The 20697-nt window shown below is 72.3% G+C and carries 25 protein-coding genes and 1 pseudogene; 13 read left to right on the forward strand and 13 right to left on the reverse strand.

The window, feature by feature from the left end:
• Positions 1–61 precede the first annotated feature (61 nt).
• Positions 62–1528 carry a PAS domain-containing sensor histidine kinase gene (locus tag ABZ135_RS30250; protein ID WP_356700131.1) on the forward strand — a complete coding sequence of 489 codons (1467 nt, stop codon included), beginning with the start codon at positions 62–64 and terminating at the stop codon, positions 1526–1528.
• Between the two features lie 202 nt (positions 1529–1730).
• Here ABZ135_RS30250 and ABZ135_RS30255 read toward each other — a convergent pair whose 3' ends face one another.
• Positions 1731–1988 (reverse strand): WhiB family transcriptional regulator, encoded by a 258-nt coding sequence (locus ABZ135_RS30255; RefSeq protein WP_003953983.1) that lies wholly within the window; start codon positions 1986–1988, stop codon positions 1731–1733.
• Between the two features lie 315 nt (positions 1989–2303).
• Positions 2304–3272 (reverse strand): diacylglycerol kinase family protein, encoded by a 969-nt coding sequence (locus tag ABZ135_RS30260; protein WP_356700091.1) that lies wholly within the window; start codon positions 3270–3272, stop codon positions 2304–2306.
• 164 nt (positions 3273–3436) lie between these two features.
• Between ABZ135_RS30260 and ABZ135_RS30265 the strand changes: the two genes are divergently transcribed.
• Positions 3437–3877, forward strand: coding sequence for a hypothetical protein (locus tag ABZ135_RS30265; RefSeq protein WP_356700092.1), 441 nt, complete (start codon positions 3437–3439; stop codon positions 3875–3877).
• 156 nt (positions 3878–4033) lie between these two features.
• Here the strand turns inward: ABZ135_RS30265 and ABZ135_RS30270 are convergent, their stop codons facing one another.
• The 3 genes from ABZ135_RS30270 to ABZ135_RS30280 all read right to left on the reverse strand — a co-directional run bounded on the left by ABZ135_RS30270 (position 4034) and on the right by ABZ135_RS30280 (position 6122).
• Entirely contained in the window at positions 4034–5227 is a 1194-nt protein-coding gene (locus ABZ135_RS30270; protein ID WP_356700094.1) for an RNA polymerase sigma factor SigF, read from the reverse strand.
• A complete protein-coding gene (locus ABZ135_RS30275) occupies positions 5224–5637 on the reverse strand; it encodes an anti-sigma regulatory factor (RefSeq protein WP_015036094.1) in 414 nt (137 codons plus the stop codon). Before ABZ135_RS30275 ends, ABZ135_RS30270 begins: the two co-directional genes overlap by 4 nt.
• A gap of 224 nt (positions 5638–5861) precedes the next feature.
• A complete protein-coding gene (locus tag ABZ135_RS30280; protein WP_356700096.1) occupies positions 5862–6122 on the reverse strand; it encodes a UBP-type zinc finger domain-containing protein in 261 nt (86 codons plus the stop codon).
• A gap of 55 nt (positions 6123–6177) precedes the next feature.
• Between ABZ135_RS30280 and ABZ135_RS30285 the strand changes: the two genes are divergently transcribed.
• Positions 6178–7773, forward strand: coding sequence for a Na+/H+ antiporter (locus tag ABZ135_RS30285; protein WP_356700098.1), 1596 nt, complete (start codon positions 6178–6180; stop codon positions 7771–7773).
• On the opposite strand, the gene ABZ135_RS30290 is transcribed toward ABZ135_RS30285, so the two are convergent.
• Both ABZ135_RS30290 and ABZ135_RS30295 read right to left on the reverse strand, forming a co-directional pair.
• Positions 7752–8702: a pyridoxal-phosphate dependent enzyme gene (locus ABZ135_RS30290; RefSeq protein ID WP_356700100.1), complete on the reverse strand. Its 951-nt coding sequence runs from the start codon at positions 8700–8702 to the stop codon at positions 7752–7754. The two genes, ABZ135_RS30285 and ABZ135_RS30290, sit on opposite strands and share 22 nt — an antisense overlap.
• A 41-nt stretch (positions 8703–8743) precedes the next feature.
• Positions 8744–9334, reverse strand: a complete 591-nt coding sequence (locus tag ABZ135_RS30295; protein ID WP_356700102.1) for an N-acetylmuramoyl-L-alanine amidase — start codon at positions 9332–9334, stop codon at positions 8744–8746.
• Positions 9335–9607: 273 nt separating this feature from the next.
• On the opposite strand from ABZ135_RS30295, the gene ABZ135_RS30300 reads away from it, so the two are divergent.
• The 4 genes from ABZ135_RS30300 (at position 9608) to ABZ135_RS30315 (ending at position 13769) form a co-directional block, all read left to right on the forward strand.
• Entirely contained in the window at positions 9608–11023 is a 1416-nt protein-coding gene (locus ABZ135_RS30300; protein ID WP_356700104.1) for a family 2B encapsulin nanocompartment shell protein, read from the forward strand.
• A gap of 145 nt (positions 11024–11168) precedes the next feature.
• Positions 11169–12218 (forward strand): family 2 encapsulin nanocompartment cargo protein polyprenyl transferase, encoded by a 1050-nt coding sequence (locus ABZ135_RS30305; protein WP_356700106.1) that lies wholly within the window; start codon positions 11169–11171, stop codon positions 12216–12218.
• Between the two features lie 103 nt (positions 12219–12321).
• Complete coding sequence (locus ABZ135_RS30310) at positions 12322–12909, forward strand: dihydrofolate reductase family protein (protein ID WP_356700108.1); 588 nt, start codon at positions 12322–12324, stop codon at positions 12907–12909.
• A 440-nt stretch (positions 12910–13349) separates the two neighbouring features.
• Entirely contained in the window at positions 13350–13769 is a 420-nt protein-coding gene (locus tag ABZ135_RS30315; RefSeq protein WP_356700110.1) for a DUF6304 family protein, read from the forward strand.
• Positions 13770–13819: 50 nt separating this feature from the next.
• Here the strand turns inward: ABZ135_RS30315 and snpA are convergent, their stop codons facing one another.
• Positions 13820–14458: a snapalysin gene (gene snpA, locus ABZ135_RS30320; RefSeq protein ID WP_356700111.1), complete on the reverse strand. Its 639-nt coding sequence runs from the start codon at positions 14456–14458 to the stop codon at positions 13820–13822.
• Positions 14459–14642: 184 nt separating this feature from the next.
• On the opposite strand from snpA, the gene ABZ135_RS30325 reads away from it, so the two are divergent.
• From ABZ135_RS30325 to ABZ135_RS30340, 4 genes are read left to right on the forward strand one after another with little or no spacing between them, the layout of a single operon-like run.
• On the forward strand, positions 14643–15596 hold the full coding sequence (locus ABZ135_RS30325) for a LysR family transcriptional regulator (RefSeq protein ID WP_356700113.1): 954 nt from the start codon (positions 14643–14645) through the stop codon (positions 15594–15596).
• A complete protein-coding gene (locus ABZ135_RS30330; protein WP_356700115.1) occupies positions 15593–16093 on the forward strand; it encodes a hypothetical protein in 501 nt (166 codons plus the stop codon). Before ABZ135_RS30325 ends, ABZ135_RS30330 begins: the two co-directional genes overlap by 4 nt.
• Positions 16090–16551 carry a GNAT family N-acetyltransferase gene (locus ABZ135_RS30335; protein WP_356700116.1) on the forward strand — a complete coding sequence of 154 codons (462 nt, stop codon included), beginning with the start codon at positions 16090–16092 and terminating at the stop codon, positions 16549–16551. Before ABZ135_RS30330 ends, ABZ135_RS30335 begins: the two co-directional genes overlap by 4 nt.
• A 25-nt stretch (positions 16552–16576) precedes the next feature.
• Entirely contained in the window at positions 16577–17221 is a 645-nt protein-coding gene (locus ABZ135_RS30340) for a hypothetical protein (protein ID WP_356700118.1), read from the forward strand.
• Here ABZ135_RS30340 and ABZ135_RS30345 read toward each other — a convergent pair.
• From ABZ135_RS30345 to sodN, 3 genes are all read right to left on the reverse strand, one after another.
• On the reverse strand, positions 17218–17646 hold the full coding sequence (locus ABZ135_RS30345) for a hypothetical protein (RefSeq protein WP_356700120.1): 429 nt from the start codon (positions 17644–17646) through the stop codon (positions 17218–17220). The genes ABZ135_RS30340 and ABZ135_RS30345 overlap by 4 nt on opposite strands.
• A gap of 27 nt (positions 17647–17673) precedes the next feature.
• Positions 17674–17808, reverse strand: coding sequence for a hypothetical protein (locus tag ABZ135_RS30350; protein WP_356700122.1), 135 nt, complete (start codon positions 17806–17808; stop codon positions 17674–17676).
• A gap of 282 nt (positions 17809–18090) precedes the next feature.
• Complete coding sequence (gene sodN, locus ABZ135_RS30355; RefSeq protein ID WP_019889364.1) at positions 18091–18486, reverse strand: superoxide dismutase, Ni; 396 nt, start codon at positions 18484–18486, stop codon at positions 18091–18093.
• Positions 18487–18628: 142 nt separating this feature from the next.
• Here sodN and sodX point away from each other — a divergent pair, with 142 nt between their 5' ends.
• Positions 18629–19042, forward strand: coding sequence for a nickel-type superoxide dismutase maturation protease (gene sodX / locus ABZ135_RS30360; RefSeq protein WP_356700133.1), 414 nt, complete (start codon positions 18629–18631; stop codon positions 19040–19042).
• Here sodX and ABZ135_RS30365 read toward each other — a convergent pair.
• Positions 18955–19575, reverse strand: a complete 621-nt coding sequence (locus ABZ135_RS30365) for a CGNR zinc finger domain-containing protein (protein WP_356700124.1) — start codon at positions 19573–19575, stop codon at positions 18955–18957. The genes sodX and ABZ135_RS30365 overlap by 88 nt on opposite strands.
• Positions 19576–19672: 97 nt before the next feature.
• Between ABZ135_RS30365 and ABZ135_RS30370 the strand changes: the two genes are divergently transcribed.
• Positions 19673–20437 (forward strand): class I SAM-dependent methyltransferase, encoded by a 765-nt coding sequence (locus ABZ135_RS30370; protein ID WP_356700126.1) that lies wholly within the window; start codon positions 19673–19675, stop codon positions 20435–20437.
• Positions 20438–20499: 62 nt separating this feature from the next.
• Here the strand turns inward: ABZ135_RS30370 and ABZ135_RS30375 are convergent.
• Positions 20500–20697: pseudogene (locus tag ABZ135_RS30375) on the reverse strand (ectoine/hydroxyectoine ABC transporter ATP-binding protein EhuA); the annotation flags it as partial.

Below are 20697 nucleotides of genomic sequence, written 5' to 3' on the forward strand. Positions count from 1 at the left end.
GCCCGGAGATCCAGGTTCACCGCCCGTTAATTCCGCGGGTACGCTCGCACACGTGCCCTCCATGAACGACCTCGTACGCCAGCACACCGCCCTGAGCGAGTCCGACCTCGACTGGCTCCACATGCTGGTGTCGGAGTGGCAGCTCCTCTCCGACCTCTCCTTCGCCGACCTCGTCCTGTGGGTGCCCACCCTGGACGGCACCCGTTATGTCTCCGTCGCCCAGATGCGGCCGAACACCGGGCCCACCTCCTACCAGGACGACATGGTCGGCCACCTGGTCCCGCGCGGCCGCCGCCCGCTCCTCGACGCCGCCCTCGACGAGGGCCGGATCGTCCGCGAGGGCGATCCCGAGTGGCGCGAGGAGGTCCCGGTCCGGGTCGAGTCCATCCCCGTACGCCGCGAGGGCCGCGTCCTCGGCGTCATCGCCCGCAACACCAACCTGCTCACCGTGCGGACCCCGTCCCGCCTGGAGCTCACCTACCTCCAGTCCGCCTCCGACCTGGCGCAGATGATCGCCGCCGGCTCCTTCCCCTTCCCCGGGGAGCAGGTGGACATGGACTCCTCGCCGCGGGCCGGCGACGGACTCATCCGGCTCGACGCCGACGGCGTCGTCCAGTACGCCTCGCCCAACGCCCTCTCCGCCTACCACCGGCTCGGCCTCGCCGCCGACCTGGTCGGCCAGGACCTCGGCCAGATCACCGCCGAACTCGCCCCCTCCCGCGGCCCGGTGGACGAGGCGCTGGCCAAGATGGCCTCCGGCTACGCCCCGCGCGAGTTCGAGGTCGAGGGCAACGGCGGCGTGATCCAGCTCCGCGCCATCCCGCTCAAGCCCAAGGGCACCCGCATCGGTTCGCTCGTCCTGCTCCGGGACGTCACCGAACTGCGACGCCGCGAGCGCGAGTTGATCACCAAGGACGCCACCATCCGGGAGATCCACCACCGGGTGAAGAACAACCTCCAGACGGTGGCCGCCCTGTTGCGCCTCCAGGCCCGCCGGATGGACTCCGACCGGGGGCGCGAGGCCCTCAACGAAGCGGTGCGGCGCGTCGGTTCGATCGCCATCGTGCACGAGACGCTGTCCCAGAACCTGGACGAGCGGGTCGAGTTCGACGAGATCGCCGACCGGGTGATCGCGATGGTGGCGGAGATCTCACCGGGCAAGGTGACCTGCCGGCGCAACGGCCGCTTCGGCATCCTCGACGCCGAGGTCGCCACCCCGCTCTCCATGGTCCTCACCGAGATCCTGCAGAACGCGCTGGAGCACGCCTTCGCGCCGGGCGAGCAGGGCACGGTCGAGGTCACCGCCGTCCGCGGCGAACCCCGCGCCGACGCCCGTCTGCTCATCACCGTCAAGGACGACGGCCGCGGACTGCCCGAGGGCTTCGACCCGCAGCGCGCCGGCAACCTGGGTCTGCAGATCGTGCGGACGCTCGTCGAGGGCGAGCTCGGCGGCAGCTTCGACATGCAGCCGGCCACCGGGCGCGGCACCCGGGTCGTCCTCGACATCCCCGTGCACCCGCAGAAGTAAGGGGAGAACAAGGGGAGTTCGCCTCCCCTCCAGAGCCGCGCCGTGGCCGCTCCGACAGCCGCTCCACAGCAGCGAGCCCCGGACCGAAGGGAATCGGTCCGGGGCTCGAATGCTGTGGGTTACTGCTGCGCGCTGCGGCTCGGGGGGAGCGGTGATTGCGTACGCGATGTACGCGCCGCGTGCCTCAGGCTGTGCAGGTGGCTCAGGCGCTGGCGTTGCGCGCCCGGTTGCGGGCGGCGCGGCGCTTCATCGCGCGGCGCTCGTCCTCACTGAGGCCACCCCAGACGCCGGAGTCCTGGCCGGACTCGAGCGCCCACTGCAGGCACTGCTCCATGACGGGGCAGCGGCGGCAGACGGCCTTGGCTTCCTCGATCTGCAGCAGCGCAGGACCGGTGTTGCCGATGGGGAAGAACAGCTCGGGGTCTTCCTCACGACAAACGGCGTTGTGACGCCAGTCCATGGCTGCTACCTCTCTTGGTTACATGCAGGTGCTTGTGAATGTGAACGCTTTCACGAATCCCCCCGCAAGGGAAGGGCCGACTGCCAGGTGAACTGGTGTGGTCCTGGGTTTTGAGGAGGGGTTCTGGCTCTCAGTGGAGGCCGGTCTTGCGGGCCGTCCCGATCGCCAAGAAGAGACTCGCAAACCTCGGCAGCGGATACAACCCCTTCTGGAAAGTTTTTTTTGATTCCTCGGTGTCGGCTCGGTCACAGCCGTACTTCTGGGGGGTGGATGGCAGCCTAAACGTTCGAGTGGAAGGACTTTCGGTCCTTCTGGTCACACAATCACACGCAGTGCACGGCGTACGCCTGTGAACGTCACGCTCGTTCGCAGTCCCAGGTGGTCTCCGTCCATCTGCAGAGGGAGCGGCACCTTCGAATGCAAGGTGAAGTCGGTCAGGTCGTGCAGGGTCAGCGCGTGCTTGCCGTGCGGCCCGCGTTCGGGTGTCGAGGTGAGCAACTGGGTGGCGTACCGGGCCACCGCGGGGGCCGAGAGCCGGCTCAGTCCGAGCACGTCGAGGGCCGTCTCGAAGGACGCCTCCGGCGACGCGTACACCGGACGATTCCCCAGGTAGGTCCAGGGAGAGGTGTTGCAGATTATGGAGAGGACGAGATCCTCCACAGGATCCTCACCAGGCCGCTCCAGGGTGATCGTCCCGCGCCGCCGGTTCGGCTCGCCCAGGAACTGGCGCACCACCTGGCGGAGATAGAGGGCGTGCGTCGAACGCTTGCCCCGCTCCCGCTGCTGTTCGACCCGTCCGATCACACTCGCGTCGAATCCGAATCCGGCGCAGAAGGTGAACCAGCGCTCCGGCACGGCCTCGTCCTCCGTGCCCGGCGTCCCGGACGCGAGCCCCAGGCTCACCGTCCGTGCCCGCCGCTCACGCAGCGCGTCGAGCAGCGCGCCCGTCGCCTCCACCGCGTCGTTCGGCAGCCCGAGCGCCCGCGCGAACACATTGGTCGAGCCCCCCGGCACCACCGCGAGCCCCGGCAGCCGGTCCGGATCGGGCCCCGCGTGCAGCAGCCCGTTGACCACCTCGTTGACGGTGCCGTCTCCGCCGAGCGCCACCACCAGATCGACGTCGTCCGCCTCGGCGGCCCGTCTCCCCAGGTCACGGGCGTGGCCCCGGTACTCCGTCGTCACCGCCTCCAGCTTCATCTCGCTGGCGAGCGCGTGGATCAGCACATCCCGGGTGCGGGCACTGGTGGTGGTGGCTGCCGGGTTGACCACGAGAAGCGCGCGCATGGTCGCCAGGGTACCTACCCGGGGGTACCCGGCCCAGTCCCGGCCCTGGCCTCGGACCTGGCCCGGCCCGGGCCACCCGTCGGCGGGCGGCCCCCGGCTACCCTTCCTGCATGAGCAGTGCGAGGAGTGCGGACAGGAGCGGGAGCGGGCGTACGGAGGGTGCGGTGGCCACGGAGCGTAAGGATCCCGCCACGACCGAGGACCGGACCCCGCGCCCCGGGCGGCTCACCGCGGCGGCGGCGGTGGCCGGCGTCGAGGGCCTCGCCCTGGTGGCGGGCGGCCTCTTCATGCTGGGGAGCGTCCTCGTCGACCGCCCCGACGACCTGACCTCCGGCCTCATGGGCGGCGCCACCCTGGTCGCCCTCGGCCTGATCCCCCTCGCCGCCGCCCGCGGCCTGTGGCTGCGCCGCTCCTGGAGTCGCGGCCCCGCGGTCATCACCCAGATCCTCGCGCTGCCGGTGGCCTGGCAACTGCTCCAGGCGAACAGCGTCCTGATCCCGGCCGGCATCGCCCTCGCGGCCCTCGCGGTCACCGGCCTGGTCCTGCTGGTCAGCCCGTCGACGACCGAGGCGCTCGGCATCCGGCGCCCCGGCGAGGACACGTAGAAGGACCGGGGCGGGGGAGCGCGGCGCACGGACCGGGCGCGGGCCGGGCGCCCCGCGCCCCCGGGGGCCAGGCGCCCCGGGAGCTCGGCGGGCCCCGGCCTTGCGGCCGGACCCCCATGCCGTGCCTTCCGGTCGGACCCCCGTCCCGCGCGGTGGCTACTCCTCGACGAGGAGCTTCTCCCGGAGCTGGGCCAGGGTCCGGGCCAGCAGCCGGGAGACGTGCATCTGGGAGATGCCGACCTCCTGCGCGATCTGCGACTGGGTCATGTTCCCGAAGAAGCGCAGCAGCAGGATCCGCTTCTCGCGCGGCGGCAGGTCCTCCAGGAGCGGCTTGAGCGACTCGCGGTACTCGACCCCCTCCAGGGCCTCGTCCTCCGCGCCCAGCGTGTCCGCGACCGCGGGCGACTCGTCGTCCGTGTCCGGCACGTCCAGGGAGAGCGTCGAGTAGGCGTTCGCCGACTCCAGGCCCTCCAGGACCTCCTCCTCCGAGATCCCGAGCCGCTCCGCCAGCTCGTGCACCGTCGGCGAGCGCCCGTGCTGCTGCGACAGCTCCGCCGTCGCCGTCGTCAGCGACAGCCGCAGCTCCTGGAGCCGGCGGGGCACTCGCACCGCCCAGCCCTTGTCGCGGAAGTGGCGCTTGATCTCGCCGACCACGGTCGGGGTCGCGTACGTCGAGAACTCCACGCCGCGGTCCGGGTCGAACCGGTCCACCGACTTGATCAGGCCGATCGTCGCCACCTGCGTCAGGTCGTCCAGCGGCTCGCCCCGGTTTCGGAAGCGCCGGGCCAGGTGCTCCACCAGCGGCAGGTGCATCCGCACCAGCCGGTCGCGCAGCGCCGCCTTCTCCGGCGAACCCTCCGGAAGGCCGCGCAGCTCCACGAAGAGCGCCCGCGCCCCGGTGCGGTCGTGCGGGTGGGGCACCTCAGGAACCTCAGAGACCTCAGACGCCTCAGGAGCCTCAGCGGCCTCCGGAGCCCCAGGAGCCTCATCGCCCTCATGCGCCCCGTCGCCCTCATGCGCCCCGGAGGGCCCGTGCGCCCCGTCACCCTCCGTGGCCGTGGCGACCTCGGCGGCCTCGGCGGCGTCGGCGGTCTCGGGGACCGCGGCGCCCCCGGGGACGTCCCGCCCGGCGTGGGCGGCCTGACCCGCCGGACCCGCCGGGGCCCCGTGGGCCGCAGGGGTCACGGGAACCGCCTCGTGCTGCTCGTGCTCGCTCATCTGGTCCGCCTGCTCCGCGTGATCCGTAGCGACCTCGACTCCGGTCTCGACCGGGACCGCCCCGGTCTCCGGCTCCGGATGCGGCCGTGCCTGCTGCTCAGGGATGCCGGCCGTCGCGTCCCCGCTCCTCACGCCGGGCCTGGCCCCGCGCCGCGCTGTTTGTACAGGCTGATGGAGACGGTCCGGTCCTCCGCCACGGACGACTCCACCTTCCCGGCCAGCGCCGAGAGCACCGTCCAGGCGAAGGTGTCCCGCTCGGGCGCCCGGCCGTCCGTCGTCGGAGCGGAGACCGTGACGTCGAGCGAGTCGTCGACCAGCCGGAAGACGCAGCTCAGCACCGACCCCGGCACGGCCTGCTGGAGCAGGATCGCGCACGCCTCGTCGACGGCGATCCGCAGGTCCTCGATCTCGTCGAGGGTGAAGTCCAAACGCGCCGCGAGACCGGCCGTGGCCGTACGCAGCACGGACAGGTAGGCACCCGCAGCGGGCAGCCGGACTTCCACGAAGTCCTGGGTCCCGGGCTCGCCTGCGATCTGGGACACCCTCACCTCCAAGGTGGCACAAGCTCTTTCGGGGTCCGAGGAGGAAGCCCCCGAACCAGGCGGTACGCAGTCGGTTGCGCAGTCCGCCGAGACGCTATCGCGATCCGTCCCGCCGTGTCGCCGGGGGCCGGACGGACCGCCCCCGAGGACCGCCGCGAAGGACACGCCCCGAGGGACACCCCGGCGGCCGCGGCGAACCCGCGGAGGGGTGACGTACCCAACCGTCAGACGATCGAACCGTCCACGAAGCACCAGCGCCAGCGCTCGTTCGGTTCGAAGGTCCGCATCACCGGATGTCCGGTGGCGGTGAAGTGCGCCGTCGCGTGCCGCCCCGCCGAGGAGTCGCAGCAGCCCACGTGTCCGCAACTGAGGCACAGCCGGAGCTGGACCGGGTGCGTCCCGTCGGCCAGGCACTCCGGACAGGTGTCGTGCAGCGGCGCGGGCTCTGGGTGCGGCATTTCGGCAACGTGCGGACACTCGCTCATGATGGCCAGGTTACGTTGCGACGGGAGTGACGTACGGGACAGGACGGGGCCGGTCATGGACGCACTGCACCTGGTGGCGCTGGTCGCGGCGAGCGCCGCCGTGGCGGGCTTCGCCCGCAGGACCCCGGTGCCGGCGCCGCTGCTCCTGGTCGCCGTAGGACTCGCCGCTTCCTATGTGCCCGGGGTGCCCGACTACACCCTCGACCCGCACATCGTGCTGCCGCTGATCCTGCCCCCGCTGCTCTACACGGCCGCCGTCGACTCCTCGTACCTCGACCTGCGCGCCAACATCCGGCCCGTCGCCCTGCTCTCCGTCGGCTACGTGCTGTTCGCGACGGTCGCGGTGGGCTGGCTCGCGTACGTCCTCGTGCCCGACCTGCCGCTGACCGCCGCGCTGGTCCTGGGCGCCGTCGTCGCCCCGCCGGACGCGGTCGCCGCCACCGCCATCGCGCGCAAGCTCGGCCTGCCGAACCGGATCACCACGATCCTCCAGGGCGAGTCCCTGGTGAACGACGCCACCGCCATCACCGCGTACAAGGTCGCCCTCGCCGCCGCCGTCGGCGAGGGCATCGGCTGGTCGGGCGGCATCGGCGAGTTCGCGCTCGCGGCGATCGGCGGCATCGGCGTCGGCCTCCTCCTGATGCTCCCCATCCACTGGCTCCGCCTCCGGCTGCGCGAGGCGCTGCTCCAGAACACCCTCTCCCTGCTCATCCCCTTCATCGCCTACGCCGCCGCCGAGGAGGTCCACGCCTCCGGCGTGCTCGCCGTCGTCGTGGTCGGCCTCGCCCTCGGCCACAAGAACTGGCAGGTCGACTTCGCCACCCGGCTCCAGGAGGAGGCGGTGTGGAAGATGGTCGCCTTCGTCCTGGAGTCCGCCGTCTTCGCGCTGATCGGCCTCCAGCTCCCGTACGTCGTCCAGGGGCTCGGCCGGTACGGGGTGGGGGAGGCCGCCTGGTACGCGGCCGGCGTCTTCGTGGCCGTGGTCGTCGTCCGCTTCGTCTGGGTCTACCCCGCCACCTTCCTGCCGCGCTGGATGTCGGCCCGGGTGAGGGAGCGGGAGCCCGGGGTGGACTGGAAGGCGCCGCTGATCGTCGGCTGGGCCGGCATGCGCGGGGTCGTCTCGCTCGCCATCGCCTTCTCCATCCCCGTCGTCACCCACGGAGAGCCGTTCCCGGCCCGCAACCTGGTCCTCTTCCTCACCTTCACCACCGTCATCGGCACCCTCGTCGTCCAGGGCCTCACCCTGCCGCCGCTCATCCGGGTCCTGAAGCTGCCCGGACGCGACCGCCACCAGGAGACCCTCGCCGAGGCGCAGGCCCAGAGCGAGGCGTCCCAGGCCGCCGAGGAACGGCTGAACGCCCTCCTCGCCGACGAGCGCAACGCCCTGCCCCAGCCCCTCGCCGACCGGCTCCGCACCGTCCTGGAACGGCGCCGCAACGCCGTCTGGGAGCGGCTCGGCGCGGTCAACCAGGTCACCGGGGAAACCGCCGACGACACCTACCGACGGCTCGCCCGGGAGATGATCGACGCCGAGCGCGAGGTCTTCGTACGGCTGCGCGACGCCCGCCGCATCGACGACGAGATGATGCGCACCCTGCTGCGCCGCCTCGACCTGGAGGAGGCGGCGGCCTACCGCGAGGAGACCGGCTGAGGTCCGGAGCGCGCGTACGGCTCGGGAGGCGCGGACGGCTCCGGCGCGCCGGTGACGACCGCGGCGATCCGGGTGCCGGGGGCGAAGGCGCCCTCACCGGCCAGGACCGTCAGCCCGTAGAGCATTTTGGCGACATAAAGTCGCTCGATGGCGAATCCATGCCATGTCCCGAACTCCTGCGCGAACGCGGCGAGTTCCGGGGGCGTACGGGCGTAGCCGCCGAAGTGGAAGCGCTCGTCGAGCCGCCAGTCGCCGCGCGGCCCGCCGAACGCCTCCTCCTGGAGGGCGCGGACCTCGCGGGCGAGGAAGCCGCCCTTGAGGACCGGGACGCCCAGGGTCCGGCCGTCGAAGCCGGCCGCGAGGCCCGCGAGGGTGCCGCCGGTGCCGCAGGCGACGGCGACGACGTCGGCCTTCCCGTCCAGTTCCCGGCCGAGCTCCACGCAGCCGTGGACGGCGAGCGCGTTGCTGCCGCCCTCGGGGACCACGTACACGTCCTCGGGGGCGTCGGCCAGCGCCAGGAGCCGGGACAGGGCCTCGGGCTCGTGCTTCGCGCGATACGTGGCGCGGTCGGCGTACACCAGCCGCATGCCGTCCGCCGCGCAGCGCGCGAGCGAGGGGTTGAGCGGCCGGCCGGCCAGTTCGTCGCCGCGCACGACGCCGATCGTGGCGAAGCCGAGGAGCCGGCCGGCGGCGGCCGTCGCCCGCAGGTGGTTGGAGTACGCGCCACCGAAGGTGAGTACGGGCCGCCCGGCGGCCTCGCGGAGGTTGAGGGAGAGCTTGCGCCACTTGTTGCCGGGCAGGTCGGGATGGATCAGGTCGTCCCGCTTGAGCAGCAGCGTCAGGCCGTGCCGGGTGAAGCGCTCGTCCTCGACCGGCTCCAGGGGGGACGGGAGCCGGGGGCGCAGGCGGGCGGGATCGAACGCGTTCACCCGGCCATTCTCGCCGCCTCCCCGGGGGGCGGCGCAGCCGGTCAGCGCAGCCGGTCGGCGATCCGCCCGCGCATCGACGCCATGGTGAAGCCGCGCGGGTCCACCTTGCCCGGCTGCCACTCCAGGTGGCCGATGACGGAGCGGTGGGTCCAGCCGTGCACGCGGCACACCGCCGCGGCGGCCTTCGCGATGGCCTCGAGCTGCACCTTGGGCCACGGGTCCTCGCCGTCGCCGAGGTTCTCGCACTCGAAGCCGTAGAAGTGGCGGTTGCCGTCCGTGGTGGCCTCGTCGTCGCGCGGCAGGCGCTTCTCGGCGATGACCGCCCGCAGCACCTCGTCGTCCCCGAGGCCCGCGTGGTTGGCCCTGCCGTAGCCGACCAGGTGGACGGTGCCGTCCTTGGCGATCACGCCGTGGCACAGGGGGCCGGGCAGGCCGCTGTGGCCGTCCCGGCAGATGCGGACGGTGTTGCTGGTGCCCCGGGTGACGGTGTGGTGGATCATCACGCCGTGCACGGGGCCCCAGGGGCCCTTGTGGTTGCGGTTGTGGGTCCGCCAGTCGCCGACCTCGACGACCGTCAGACCCTCGTCGCGCAGCGCGTCGAGGAAGCGGCTCGCGGACATGGGTGCGGCCATGACCGGCTCCTTTCAGGCAGGGAATCGCTGTTCCACCGGAGTACCGGAGGGATCGACTCCGCAGCCATCCGTTCGGACCGTGTGCGAGCCGATCCGGACAGAACCCGCGAAACGGATGGGGTCGGAGGGATCGGATGTGCGCTGTTCGCGTGGAAAATCGTGCGCCATGCCCAGGGGAACGGCGCCAACTCCCACTCTTTTGTGTAATGGCGCGGACACGCTCCGTGCTGAAAGGCTTCCCCTCGCAGGTTTGTCGTATCGAGAGGGAGTTCCATGTCCGTTGGTTCGGTTGGCGACGAGGTCCGCGCGGGCCGGGCGGCCCCGCAGCAGAGTCTCGGGACCGCCGCCGCGCGGAACCTCGCGACCACCACCAAGTCGGTCCCGCAGATGCAGGAGATCACCTCCCGCTGGCTGCTGCGGACGCTGCCGTGGGTGCAGGTCCAGGGTGGTACGTACCGGGTGAACCGGAGGCTCAGCTACTCCGTGGGTGACGGCCGCGTCACCTTCGTGCAGACCGGCGAGCGCGTCGCGGTCATCCCCGCCGAGCTCGGCGAGCTCCCGGCGCTGCGCGGTTACGAGGACGAGGAGGCCCTCACGGAGCTGGCGGCCCGCTGCCGCCAGCGCGAGTACGCGGCGGGCGAGGTCATCGCCGTCCGCGGCGAGACCGCCGACCGGGTCCATCTGCTCGCCCACGGAAAGGTCGAGCAGGTCGGCGAGGGACCCTACGGCGACGAGGCCGTCCTCGGCGTCCTCGCCGACGGCGCCCACTTCGGCGACGCCTCCCTCGTCAGCGCGGACGCCACCTGGGAGTGGACCGCCCGCGCCGCCACCGCCTGTACGGTCCTGGAGCTCAGCCGGTCCGACGTGCTCAACCTCGCCGAGCGGGCCGGATCGCTCGCCGGCCACCTCGCGGAGTACGCCGCGCTGTCCCACCAGCGCACCAACAAGTACGGCGAGGCGGCCATCGACCTCTCCGCCGGCCATGTCGGCGAGGCCGTCGTCCCGCACACGTACGTGGACTACGACGCCTCCCCGCGCGAGTACGAGCTGAGCGTCGCCCAGACCGTGCTGAAGGTCCACACGCGCGTGGCCGACCTGTACAACCAGCCGATGAACCAGACCGAGCAGCAGCTCCGGCTCACGGTCGAGGCGCTGCGCGAGCGCCAGGAGCACGAGCTCGTCAACAACCGCGAGTTCGGTCTCCTCTCCAACTGCGACTACGGGCAGCGCCTCCAGCCCCACGACGGCGTGCCCGGACCGGACGACATGGACGAGCTGCTGTCCCGCCGGCGCGGCTCCAAGATGTTCCTGGCCCACCCGCGGGCCATCGCGGCCTTCGGCCGCGAGCTCAACAAGCGCGGTCTGGTCGCCGAGACGATCGACGTCGGCGGCACGCGGATCATGACCTGGCGCGGGGTGCCGATCTACCCGTGCAACAAGATTCCGGTCTCCGCCGCCCGCACCACGTCCATCATCTGCATGCGTACGGGCGAGGCCGAGCAGGGCGTGATCGGCTTGCACCAGGCCGGCCTGCCGGACGAGATCGAGCCCAGCCTGTCCTGCCGCTTCATGGGCATCGACGAGCAGGCGATCATCTCCTACCTCGTCACCGCCTACTACTCGGCGGCCGTTCTGGTCCCCGACGCGCTGGGCGTCCTGGAGAACGTGGAGGTCAGCCGCTGGCGGTGAGCCGGCCGCCCGGGTGCGGGGCGGCCGTGCCCCGCCCCGCACCCGGGCCCCTCATCCCCGTCCCAGGGGAGCACCCCCCAGGGAGAGCCGCCCTACAGCCCGTCGGCGCGCGACCGCACCGCCGCGAGAAAGTGACCTGCGAACCATGACCACCACCCACCCGGACGCCGCCACCGCGGGACAGGGCGCCGTGCTGCTCCTGGACCGGGCGCGCAGCGTCGTCGACCCGCAGTTGCGGACGACCGTCGAATCCCTGCCGGGCTCCATACGGCGCATCGCGAAGTACCACTTCGGCTGGGAGCACGCGGACGGCAGCCCGGCGACGGGGCAGAGCGGCAAGGCCATCCGGCCGGCCCTGGTGCTCGCCGCGGCCCGCGCGCTCGGCGCGGACCCGGCACCGGCCGTGAAGGCCGCGGCGGCGGTGGAGCTGGCCCACAACTTCACCCTGCTCCACGACGACATCGTCGACGAGGACCCGACCCGCCGGCACCGCCCGACGGCCTGGGCGGTCTTCGGCATCCCCGACGCGCTGCTCGCCGGCGACGCCATGAACGCGCTCGCGCTGCGGCTGCTCGCCGAGGACCCGCACCCGGCCTCCACCGAGGCGTCGGCCCGCCTGGCCGCCTGCGTCATCGAGCTGTGCGCGGGCCAGCAGGCGGACTGCGCCTTCGAGCAGCGCGGGCCGTACGAGGTCTCCCTGGACGAGGTGGTGGCGATGGCCACCGCCAAGACCGGCGCCCTGCTGGGCTGCGCCTGCGCCCTCGGCGCGCTGTACGCGGGGGCGGACGAGGAGGCGGTCGCGGCGCTGGACGCGTTCGGCCGGGAGGCCGGTCTCGCGTTCCAGTTGATCGACGACCTGATCGGCATCTGGGGCGACCCGGGCAGGACCGGCAAGCCGGCCGGAGCCGACCTCGTCGCCCACAAGAAGTCGCTCCCCGTCGTGGCGGCCCTCGCCTCCGGGACCCCGGCGGGGGAGGAGCTGGCCGCGCTGTACGCCCGCCCGGTCCTCGACGCCGAGGCGGTACGGGCCGCGGCCGACGCGGTGGAGCGGGCGGGTGGCCGCGACTGGGCGCAGAACCAGGCGGCCGAGCGGATGGCGCGGGCGGTGGAGCAGCTCGCGCGGGCGGTGCCGGACCTGTCGGCGGCCGGGGATCTGCTGGCCCTCGCGGAGTTCGTGACACGGCGGAGTCGCTGACGACCGCATCCCTGTGCGAAAAGGGCTTGCGCAACCACTACGAATGGAGCACTATGGGCGCAGTGGTCAACATGGCCACGCCTCCTACGGAAAGAGATCCGGTTTGCGCAAGCTCACCTACTTCATCGCCTGCTCGATCGACGGCTTCATCGGCGATCCGAAGGGCGATGCCACGTCCACGTACCAGTACGTGGCCGGGGAATACCTGGAGTTCCTGAAGGCGGAGTACCCCGAGACGATCGCCGCCCCCGGGTGGCCGGTCCTCGGCATCGAGCCCGGTACGCCCCACCGCCACTACGACACGGTGCTCCAGGGCCTGAACTCGTACCGCATCGGCCTGGACGTCGGCCTCACCAGCCCGTACGCCCACCTGCGGGAACTCGTCGCGACCCGCTCGCTGACGGAGTCGCCCGACCCCAACGTCGAGCTGATCGCCGAGGACCTCGTCGGTCGCGTCCGCGCGCTGAAGGCCGAGGACAGCCCGCTCGACATCTGGCTCTGCGGCGGCTCGACCATCGCCGGCGAGCTCATCGAGGAGATCGACGAGCTGGTGATCAAGACCTATCCGCAGGTCTTCGGCTCCGGCATGCCGATGTTCGGCGCCGACTTCGCCCCGCGCGACTTCACCTTGGGTGCCGTGCGGAGCTTCGACAACGGCGTCCTGGTCCGGACGTACACCAGGAAGCGGTAGCGGGGGCCGCGCCCTACCCTGGAGGCATGAGCGGCGACCTTCCGCACACGACGAGGGACCCGCAGGCCAAGCACATGTGCCCGGCCTGCGGACAGCCCCTCCAGGTGCTGGCCAAGCGGCACAAGGTCCTCGGGGCCTGGGTTCCGGAGTGGGAGGTGCAGCCGTGCGCCAATCCGGAATGCCCTCGCTACGAGGCCCCCGACGGGGTCCTGGAAGCGGGGGCCGGGCCGCGGGCGCGACCCGGCGCGCGGCGCGGTGCCGGACCGGGTGCGCGACCCGGTACGACGTCCGATACGGGACCGGGCGCCGGACCCGCTGGCGGCGACGGCGCGGAAGCCACTACCACGCACGTGACCGGCAAGAACGGCGAGACCGGGAGAAGTCCGGCCCCTGGGTGACCGGCCGCGCGCAGGAGCCGGTCATACCGCTACAGTCCGCGCATGTCATCGGAGTCGACAGAAGTCTGGACCGGTTGGTACCGGGACCGCCGTGGTGCCGAAGCGATCGTCATCACGGCCGACGGGAGCCATGTGGCCACCCGCATCAGGGGAATCGAGTACACGGGCGCGAGCTTCGACGCCCTGCGCGCCGAGGGCGAGGGCGGGCAGGCCCTCACCGGGTGCGTACTGGAGTGGGACCTGCCGCTCCCCGTCCTCGCGGACGGCGTCACCCAGCAGGCCACGCTCAGTTGCCTGCTCACCCTCGGCGAGCGGGCCGACCTCAGCCTCACCCTCCACTACGGGGGTGCGGCCTTCGAGTCCGGCATCGCCGGCGGTGACTTCGAGGAGGCCCTGAGCCGGGTCCGGCGGCAGCTTCCGCCGGGCACCGAGTTCGGCCGGAGGCTGCCCCAGGCGGCCTGACCACATGACGGGGGCGAGGAGCGGCTCCGTCCCTCACCCCCGTACCGCCCTCAGCCCACCTTGAACGCCGACGCCAGCCCGTAACGCCACAGTTGGTCGACGCGCGCCCGCTCCTGGGAGTTCGGGTAGGCGTTCGTGCAGGACGTGCCGGGCCCGCCGCCGGACATCAGCTCGCTGCACGGGCCGCTGTAGTGGTCGGGGAGGCCGAGCACGTGCCCGGTCTCGTGGGCGGTGACGCGAGTGGAGTTGTACTGCTGGTTCTGCCGGTAGTCGAGGAAGATGTAGCCGTTGCCGTGCCCGTCCGTGCTCGCGTACGAGCCCCGGGAGTCGTTGCCCTCGTAGTAGCGGAAGTCGGGGTTCGACCCCTCCACCAGGCGGACGTTGACGACGGAGCTGTTCCATATCTGCGCCGAGCGCGAGATCTGGGTGCGGAAGGTGGGCGCGTTGGCGGCGCTGTAGACCACGGTGACCGCGGTGGCACCAGGCGTGGCGGCCCGTTTCTTCGCGACCGACGCGACGACGGCTTCGAAGAACGCCTGGTTGGCCTTGGCCTCCTCGGCGGAGCCCGCGTAGGCCACCGCGGGGGCGGGGGCGGGGGCCGCGGCGACGGGAGCGGCTCCGAGGGAGAGGGTGAGGCCGGCACCGAGGGTGGCGGTCAGTAAGGACGTGAGGATCTTCGGGTGTCTCATGGGGGCTCCTCCTGTGGGGTTGAGGAGAGTGTCGGGGGAGCCGGGGCGGGTGGGGAATGATGCCATCCGCCGATAACGCGGCGATATCACCGCCCTGTTGGCGCCCGGAGCGGGCCGATGCGGTCCCGCTCGGGGCGCGCCGCCCGTCTGGTGCGGTGGGCGGCCTCCGCCCTAACCTCGGACCATGGAGCTGGAGGTGAGGCACCTGCGGGCGCTCTGCGCCATCGCGGACACCGGCAGCCTGCACAAGGCCGCCCGCCAACTCGGCGTCAGCCAGCCCTCCCTGACCACCCAACTGCGCCGCATCGAGAACGCCCTCGGCGCCGAACTCTTCTCCCGCGGCCGCACCGGCTGCCACCCCACCCCGCTCGGCCGGTCCGTCCTCAGCCGGGCCCGCCCGCTCGTCGACGGCATGACCGCGCTGATCAGCGAGGCCCGGGCCGCCGCAGCGCGCACCGGCGGGCCCGCGCTGCGCGTGGGCTCCACCGCCAGCCGGGCCCTGCCGGGCTGGCTGCGCCGCCTCCGCCAGAGCCGGCCCGACACCGACATCGCGCTGCGCGTCGACGTCTCCGCCCACGCCCTGCTGCGCACCGTCGCCGCCGGGCAGCTCGACGTGGCCTTCGTCCACGAGGTCGAGGGCTGCCCGCTGCGCGTCCCGGACGGACTGCGGGGACGCGTCCTGGTCGAACGCGAGCCGCAGTTCGTCTCCATGGCCCGGGACCACCCGGCGGCGGCGCGCGAGGTCGTGGACCTGGCCGACCTCGCCCACGACCGGTGGGCCGTCGACCCGGCCGTCGACGGCGAATGGGACGGGCTGCGGCGGGTCCTGGGCGCGGCGGGCCTCGACCCGCCGATGCTGCACGCGGACTATCACACCGCCGCCTCCCTCATCGTCCTCGGCGAGGCCGTCGCCCCCTGCCAGCCCACCTCCGGCGGGCGCGACGACATGGCCGTCCGCCCCCTGCGCGGCGACCCGCTGGCCGTCCGGCTGCTGCTGTACGCCGCCCCGGGCGTGCCGCTCGACCGGCCGTACGCGGACCTGGCCGCCGCGTACCGGGAGGCGGCCCTGAGCGCCGCTCCGTACCGCCGGTGGCTGCGTGCGGGCGGGACGGCGGGTCCGTGCATGATGACGGCATGAGGATCCAAGGGAAGTGGGACGCCGTCATGGCGCTCGGGGAGGGCCACCACGCCCGTACGGTACGGCCGTTCGGCGCGCGGGAACTCGCGGGCCACTACGTCAAGGTGTACGGGATCGAGGCCCCCGGCCGTACGGTCGGCGAGGCGGACGCGGCCCCCGCGCTGGCGCTCGCCGCCGACCACCTCGCCGCCGGCCGCCACCGGGGCTCGCTCGGCCTCGCGGTGGTGCTGGTGCACGCGGGCGGCGACGGTGACTACGTCCTCGTCCACACCTGGATCGAGGGCCACATGTCCGACCTCGCCATCTGGACCGGCCCGGCCGGCCGCCCCGACGCCCTGCGCCCGGGCCGGGCCGGGCTCGCTCCCTGCGTCTGGGAGGCCGCGGTCCTCTCCCACGAGCGCGGGGCCTTCGTCCGCCACCTCCTCGACGGCACGGGCCCGGCCGACGACCGCCTGGCCGCCTGGGCCGCCGACACCCTGGCGGGAGAGGTCCGATGACGGGCGCCGTCGTCCGCCACGCCCGGCCCGGGGACCTGGACCGGGTCGCCGAACTCGCCGCGGAGCACGCCGCCTACGAGAAGGCCGCACCCCCGCCCCCGGACCTGGCCGCCCGCCTCCACCGCCTCCTCTTCGAGCCCGCGACCCCGCGCCTGCGCTGCCTGGTCGCCGAACTCCCCGACACCACCCTCGCCGGCTACGCCACCTGCGCCCCCGAGCTCTCCACCTGGGACGCCGCCGAATACCTCCACCTGGACTGCCTCTACCTCACCGCCCCGGCCCGCGGCCACGGCCTCGGCCCCCTCCTGATGACCGCCGTCCGCGACGAGGCCCGCACCCTCGGCCTCCCCCACATCCAATGGCAGACCCCGACCTGGAACGAGGGCGCGATCCGCTTCTACGACCGCCTGGGCGCCACCTCGAAGGAGAAGCGCCGTTTCACGCTGCGGGTGGACTGACGCGGCGGTAGGGGAGACTCCTCGGGTGATCCTCATAGAGCCCGTCCTGGAGATCTGCGCCACCGACGGTTTCGACCTCTGGCCGGTGGCCGACCCCGGCGGGTATGCCCTTCTGCCGCTGAGCGGGAGGCTGAGCCCCGACCAGGTCGGCGCCGCTGTCATGCGCCTGGCCGACTGCAACGGCGTCCATACGGAACAGGAGCGACCGCAGAGCCCCGCGGATCGCCTGGGTCACTTCCTCCACGGGCTGCTCACGCTGGACTCCCTCCACGCCCCCGGCGGGCTGCGGGTGACCGACACCGCGACGGGCGCCGTCCTGTCGCCGGGCTGCTGCAACGGGCTGGAAGAGCGGCAAGACTGGCGTCAGGTCATCGACGGCGCCGGCTGGGCTCTCTTCGGGCACAGCCCTTCCCCACTCGCCGAACGCCTCGGTGACGTGGTCCGGCTGACCGCGGACACCGAGCAGCCGGAGAGCCCGACCCTCGAGGTGCCCCTCACCGACCTGCCCGGTCTCCTCGCCGACGCGGAACGCGACCTGGCCGCCTTCCTCCGACTGGCCGCCGCTTGGTCCTCCCTCCAGCTCCCCACCTACGCCACCCCCCTCACCACGGCCCTCGCCCGCGCCCTCGCCGTGCCACCGAGGGAGTGGCGTCCGGAGGACCGGGGTTAGGCCGCGACCTCGCCAGGGTCCTCATCTTCGTCGTCCGGGTTCAGGGTGGACCACGGGCGAACACAGGTGTAACCAGGAGGGAGGTCGTAGCCCGTTCGCTCTCTGTACCTCGCGTTGGCCTCCTCGCTGGCGCGCTGGCCGGCGGGGAGCCTGCGGAGGAACGGGTCGCGGTCAGGGTCGAGGAAGGTCTGACGAGGTTCGTCCGTGGCCTCACGATCGGAGAACGACTCGGAATCCCCGATGTCCTCAGTGTCGTACCCCTCGGCGTCCGGCCTCTGGTGGAGATGGGCGGCCACCGCCAGGCCCATTGCCAGAGTCACGCCGAGGGCGACGCGGATTTTCGGCTTGTGCTTCCCGTACCAGTTCCTCGTCTTTTCGACGAAGGAGGTGGGCTCGCGGTCCTCGGGGGGCGTGGAGTCAGTCACAGATCTAGCCGACGCTTCCTCCACCTGTCAGGCAATCACCCAGCCTCGCCCGATCAGGTTCAGCAGCGTTGATGGGGACGGCTGTCGCCGCATGCGCTTGGCGACGCCCGCCGGCACGTCGTCCGGGATGCCGAGGAAGTCGACGACCTGGCCGATGATCACCGTGGCGTATGCCTGGGTCTGGAGCGCCCCGGATCATCGTGGGCACGTACGCCTTGTCACCGCGTCCTCTCCTGATCGCTCGCCGGGACGTATGAGATCACCTGCCTCGGCGGCATGCTCGTCTGCCGTGGGTGATCGGGTCCGCCGTCTCCGCCGTCTCCGCCGTCTCCCGATCATCTCCCAGAGAAGCTTGGAAACGGGGACGGCCCGCGCCGGGGTGTCCGGGCGGGCCGTTCCGTCGTCCTCTGACCTGCGGTGGGCAGGGGAGAGGGAAAGCCTGGGTCAGGCCTTCTTCGTCTCCCAGAAGATGCGGTCGATCTCGGCGATGAGCTCCAGCGCCTTCTCGCCCGTCTTCGGGTCCGTCGAGGCCTTCGCCGTCGAGAGGGCCTTCAGGGTGTCGTTGATGAGCGTGTGGAGCTCGGGGTACTTCTCGAAGTGCGGGGGCTTGAAGTAGTCGCTCCACAGCACTGAGACGTGGTGCTTGGCGAGCTCAGCGCGCTGCTCCTTGATGACCGTGGCGCGGGCCCGGAAGTGCGGGTCCTCGTTCGCCTGGTACTTCTCCTGGACGGCCTTGACGGACTCGGCCTCGATGCGGGCCTGGGCCGGGTCGTACACGCCGCAGGGGAGGTCGCAGTGGGCGCTGACCTTCACCTTGGGGGCAAACAGGCGGGAGAGCATGCTGCTGTCCTTCCTCGTGATCGTCTTCTCAGGTGGGACATTACTCCGTGAGAAGCGTGATTTCGCGAGCGCCCCCTGGGGCTTAGGACAAAAGTCCAGGGTCGGCATGGGACTCGTGGACGATCGGACCGGGAAGGTGCGCATGGTGGAGTCGGGGCGGGAGGCCGGGGCCCCGTTCGGGATCGCCGAGGTCACGGGGGTGTCGATGGTGCCCACGCTGCTGCACGGCGATCGGTTGTTCGTGCACTACGGGGCGCGGCTGCGGCCGGGGAACGTGGCCGTGCTGCGACATCCGCTGCAACAGGATCTGCTCATCGTGAAGCGGCTGATCGAGCGGCGTGACGGCGGCTGGTGGGTGCTGGGGGACAACCCGGACGCGGAGGGCGACAGCCGCGTGTTCGGGGTCGTACCGCCGCCGCTCGTGCTCGGGCGGGTGCGGGCGCGGTACCGGCCCGTCACCCCGGGGCGTCAGCGGTCGGCCGGCGTGATGCTCTCCTGGCTGTTCTCCTCCGTACGGCCGGTCCGCTCGGCCTCCTGGCGCTTGCGGGCCCGGTAGGCGGCCACGTTGGCGCGGGTGGCGCAGCGGTCGGAGCAGTAGCGGCGGGAGCGGTTGGTCGAGGTGTCGAGGTAGGCGTTGCGGCAGGGCGCGGCCTGGCACAGACCGAGGCGGTCGGCGCCGAACTCGGTGAGGTGGAAGGCCAGGCCCATCGCCGCGATGGCGGCGTAGCCCGCGGTCGCGTTCGACGGGTGATCGGCCAGGTGCATGTGCCAGCGGGGCCGGCCCTCCTCGTCGAGGTAGTCGTGGCCGGAGATCTGCGGGCTGACCGGGAACTCCAGGAGGAGCGAGTTCAGCAGGTCGACGGCATGGGTGTGGTCGCCCTCGTCGGCCGCCGTGAAGACCGCGCGCAGCCGGGAGCGGACCGAGCGGAAGCGGGTCACGTCGCTGTCCGTCACCCGCCGGGCCATCTGGGAGGCCGTGCCGAAGAGCTCGCGGACCGCCTCGACGGAGGTGAGGGAGTCCTTGCCGCGGACCGGCTCCTCGGTGTTGACCAGACGCACGGCGTAATCCGAGTAATAGGCCAGTTCCACTTGTAGTCCTTACGGTGGCGGGCTAGGGTCGGGGCGGGGGAAGGGTAAGCGATGCTTCCCCTCCGAGGGTATTACGACGAGGGTGAGGGTGGACCCGATGACGGACACGGCGGCGACCGGAACCGACTGGGCGGCCTGGCAGCAGAGCTGGGACCGCCAGCAGGAGTGGTACATGCCGGACCGCGAGGAGCGGTTCCGCGTGATGCTCGACATGGTCGAGGCGCTCGTGGGGCCGGAGCCCCGCGTCCTCGACCTCGCCTGCGGTACGGGAAGTATTACGGACCGGCTCCTCCAGCGGTTCCCGAACGCGACCAGCACCGGCGTCGACCTCGACCCGGCGCTCCTCGCCATCGCCGAGGGCTCCTTCGCCGGCGACCCGCGCGTCACCTTCGTGACCGCGGACCTCAAGGACCCCGCGTGGACCGCCGCGCTGCCCCACGACACGTACGACGCCGTCCTCACCGCCACCGCCCTCCACTGGCTGCACAAGGAGCCCCTGGCGGCCCTCTACGGGCAGCTCGCCGGCCTGGTCCGCGCCGGCGGCGTCTTCATGAACGCCGACCACATGATCGACGAGACCACGCCCCGCATCAACGCCGCCGAGCGGGCCCAGCGCCACGCCCGCATGGAGCGCGAGAAGGCCGCCGGCGTCCTGGACTGGGCCGACTGGTGGGCCGTGGCCGCCGCCGACCCGGTCCTCGCCGCACCCACGGCCCGCCGCTTCGAGATCTACGGAGAGCACGCCGACGGCGACATGCCCGCGCCCCGCTGGCACGCCGACACCCTGCGCGCGGCCGGGTTCGGCGAGGCGAGGCCGGTGTGGGCCTCGCCCTCCGACACGCTGCTGCTCGCCGTGAAGTAGCGCTCCCACGACGAAGGGGCGGTACGGGCCTCGCGCCCGTACCGCCCCTTTCGCCGTACGGCTCACAGCACCTTGGACAGGAACGCCTTGGTGCGGTCGTGCTGGGGGTTGGTCAGGACGTCCCGGGGGTTGCCGGACTCGACCACGACGCCGCCGTCCATGAAGACGAGGGAGTCGCCGACCTCGCGGGCGAAGCCCATCTCGTGGGTGACGACGATCATCGTCATGCCGGACTCGGCCAGGTCGCGCATGACGTCCAG

The organism is Streptomyces sp. NPDC006339, assembly GCF_040612775.1.
GTDB lineage: Bacteria > Actinomycetota > Actinomycetes > Streptomycetales > Streptomycetaceae > Streptomyces.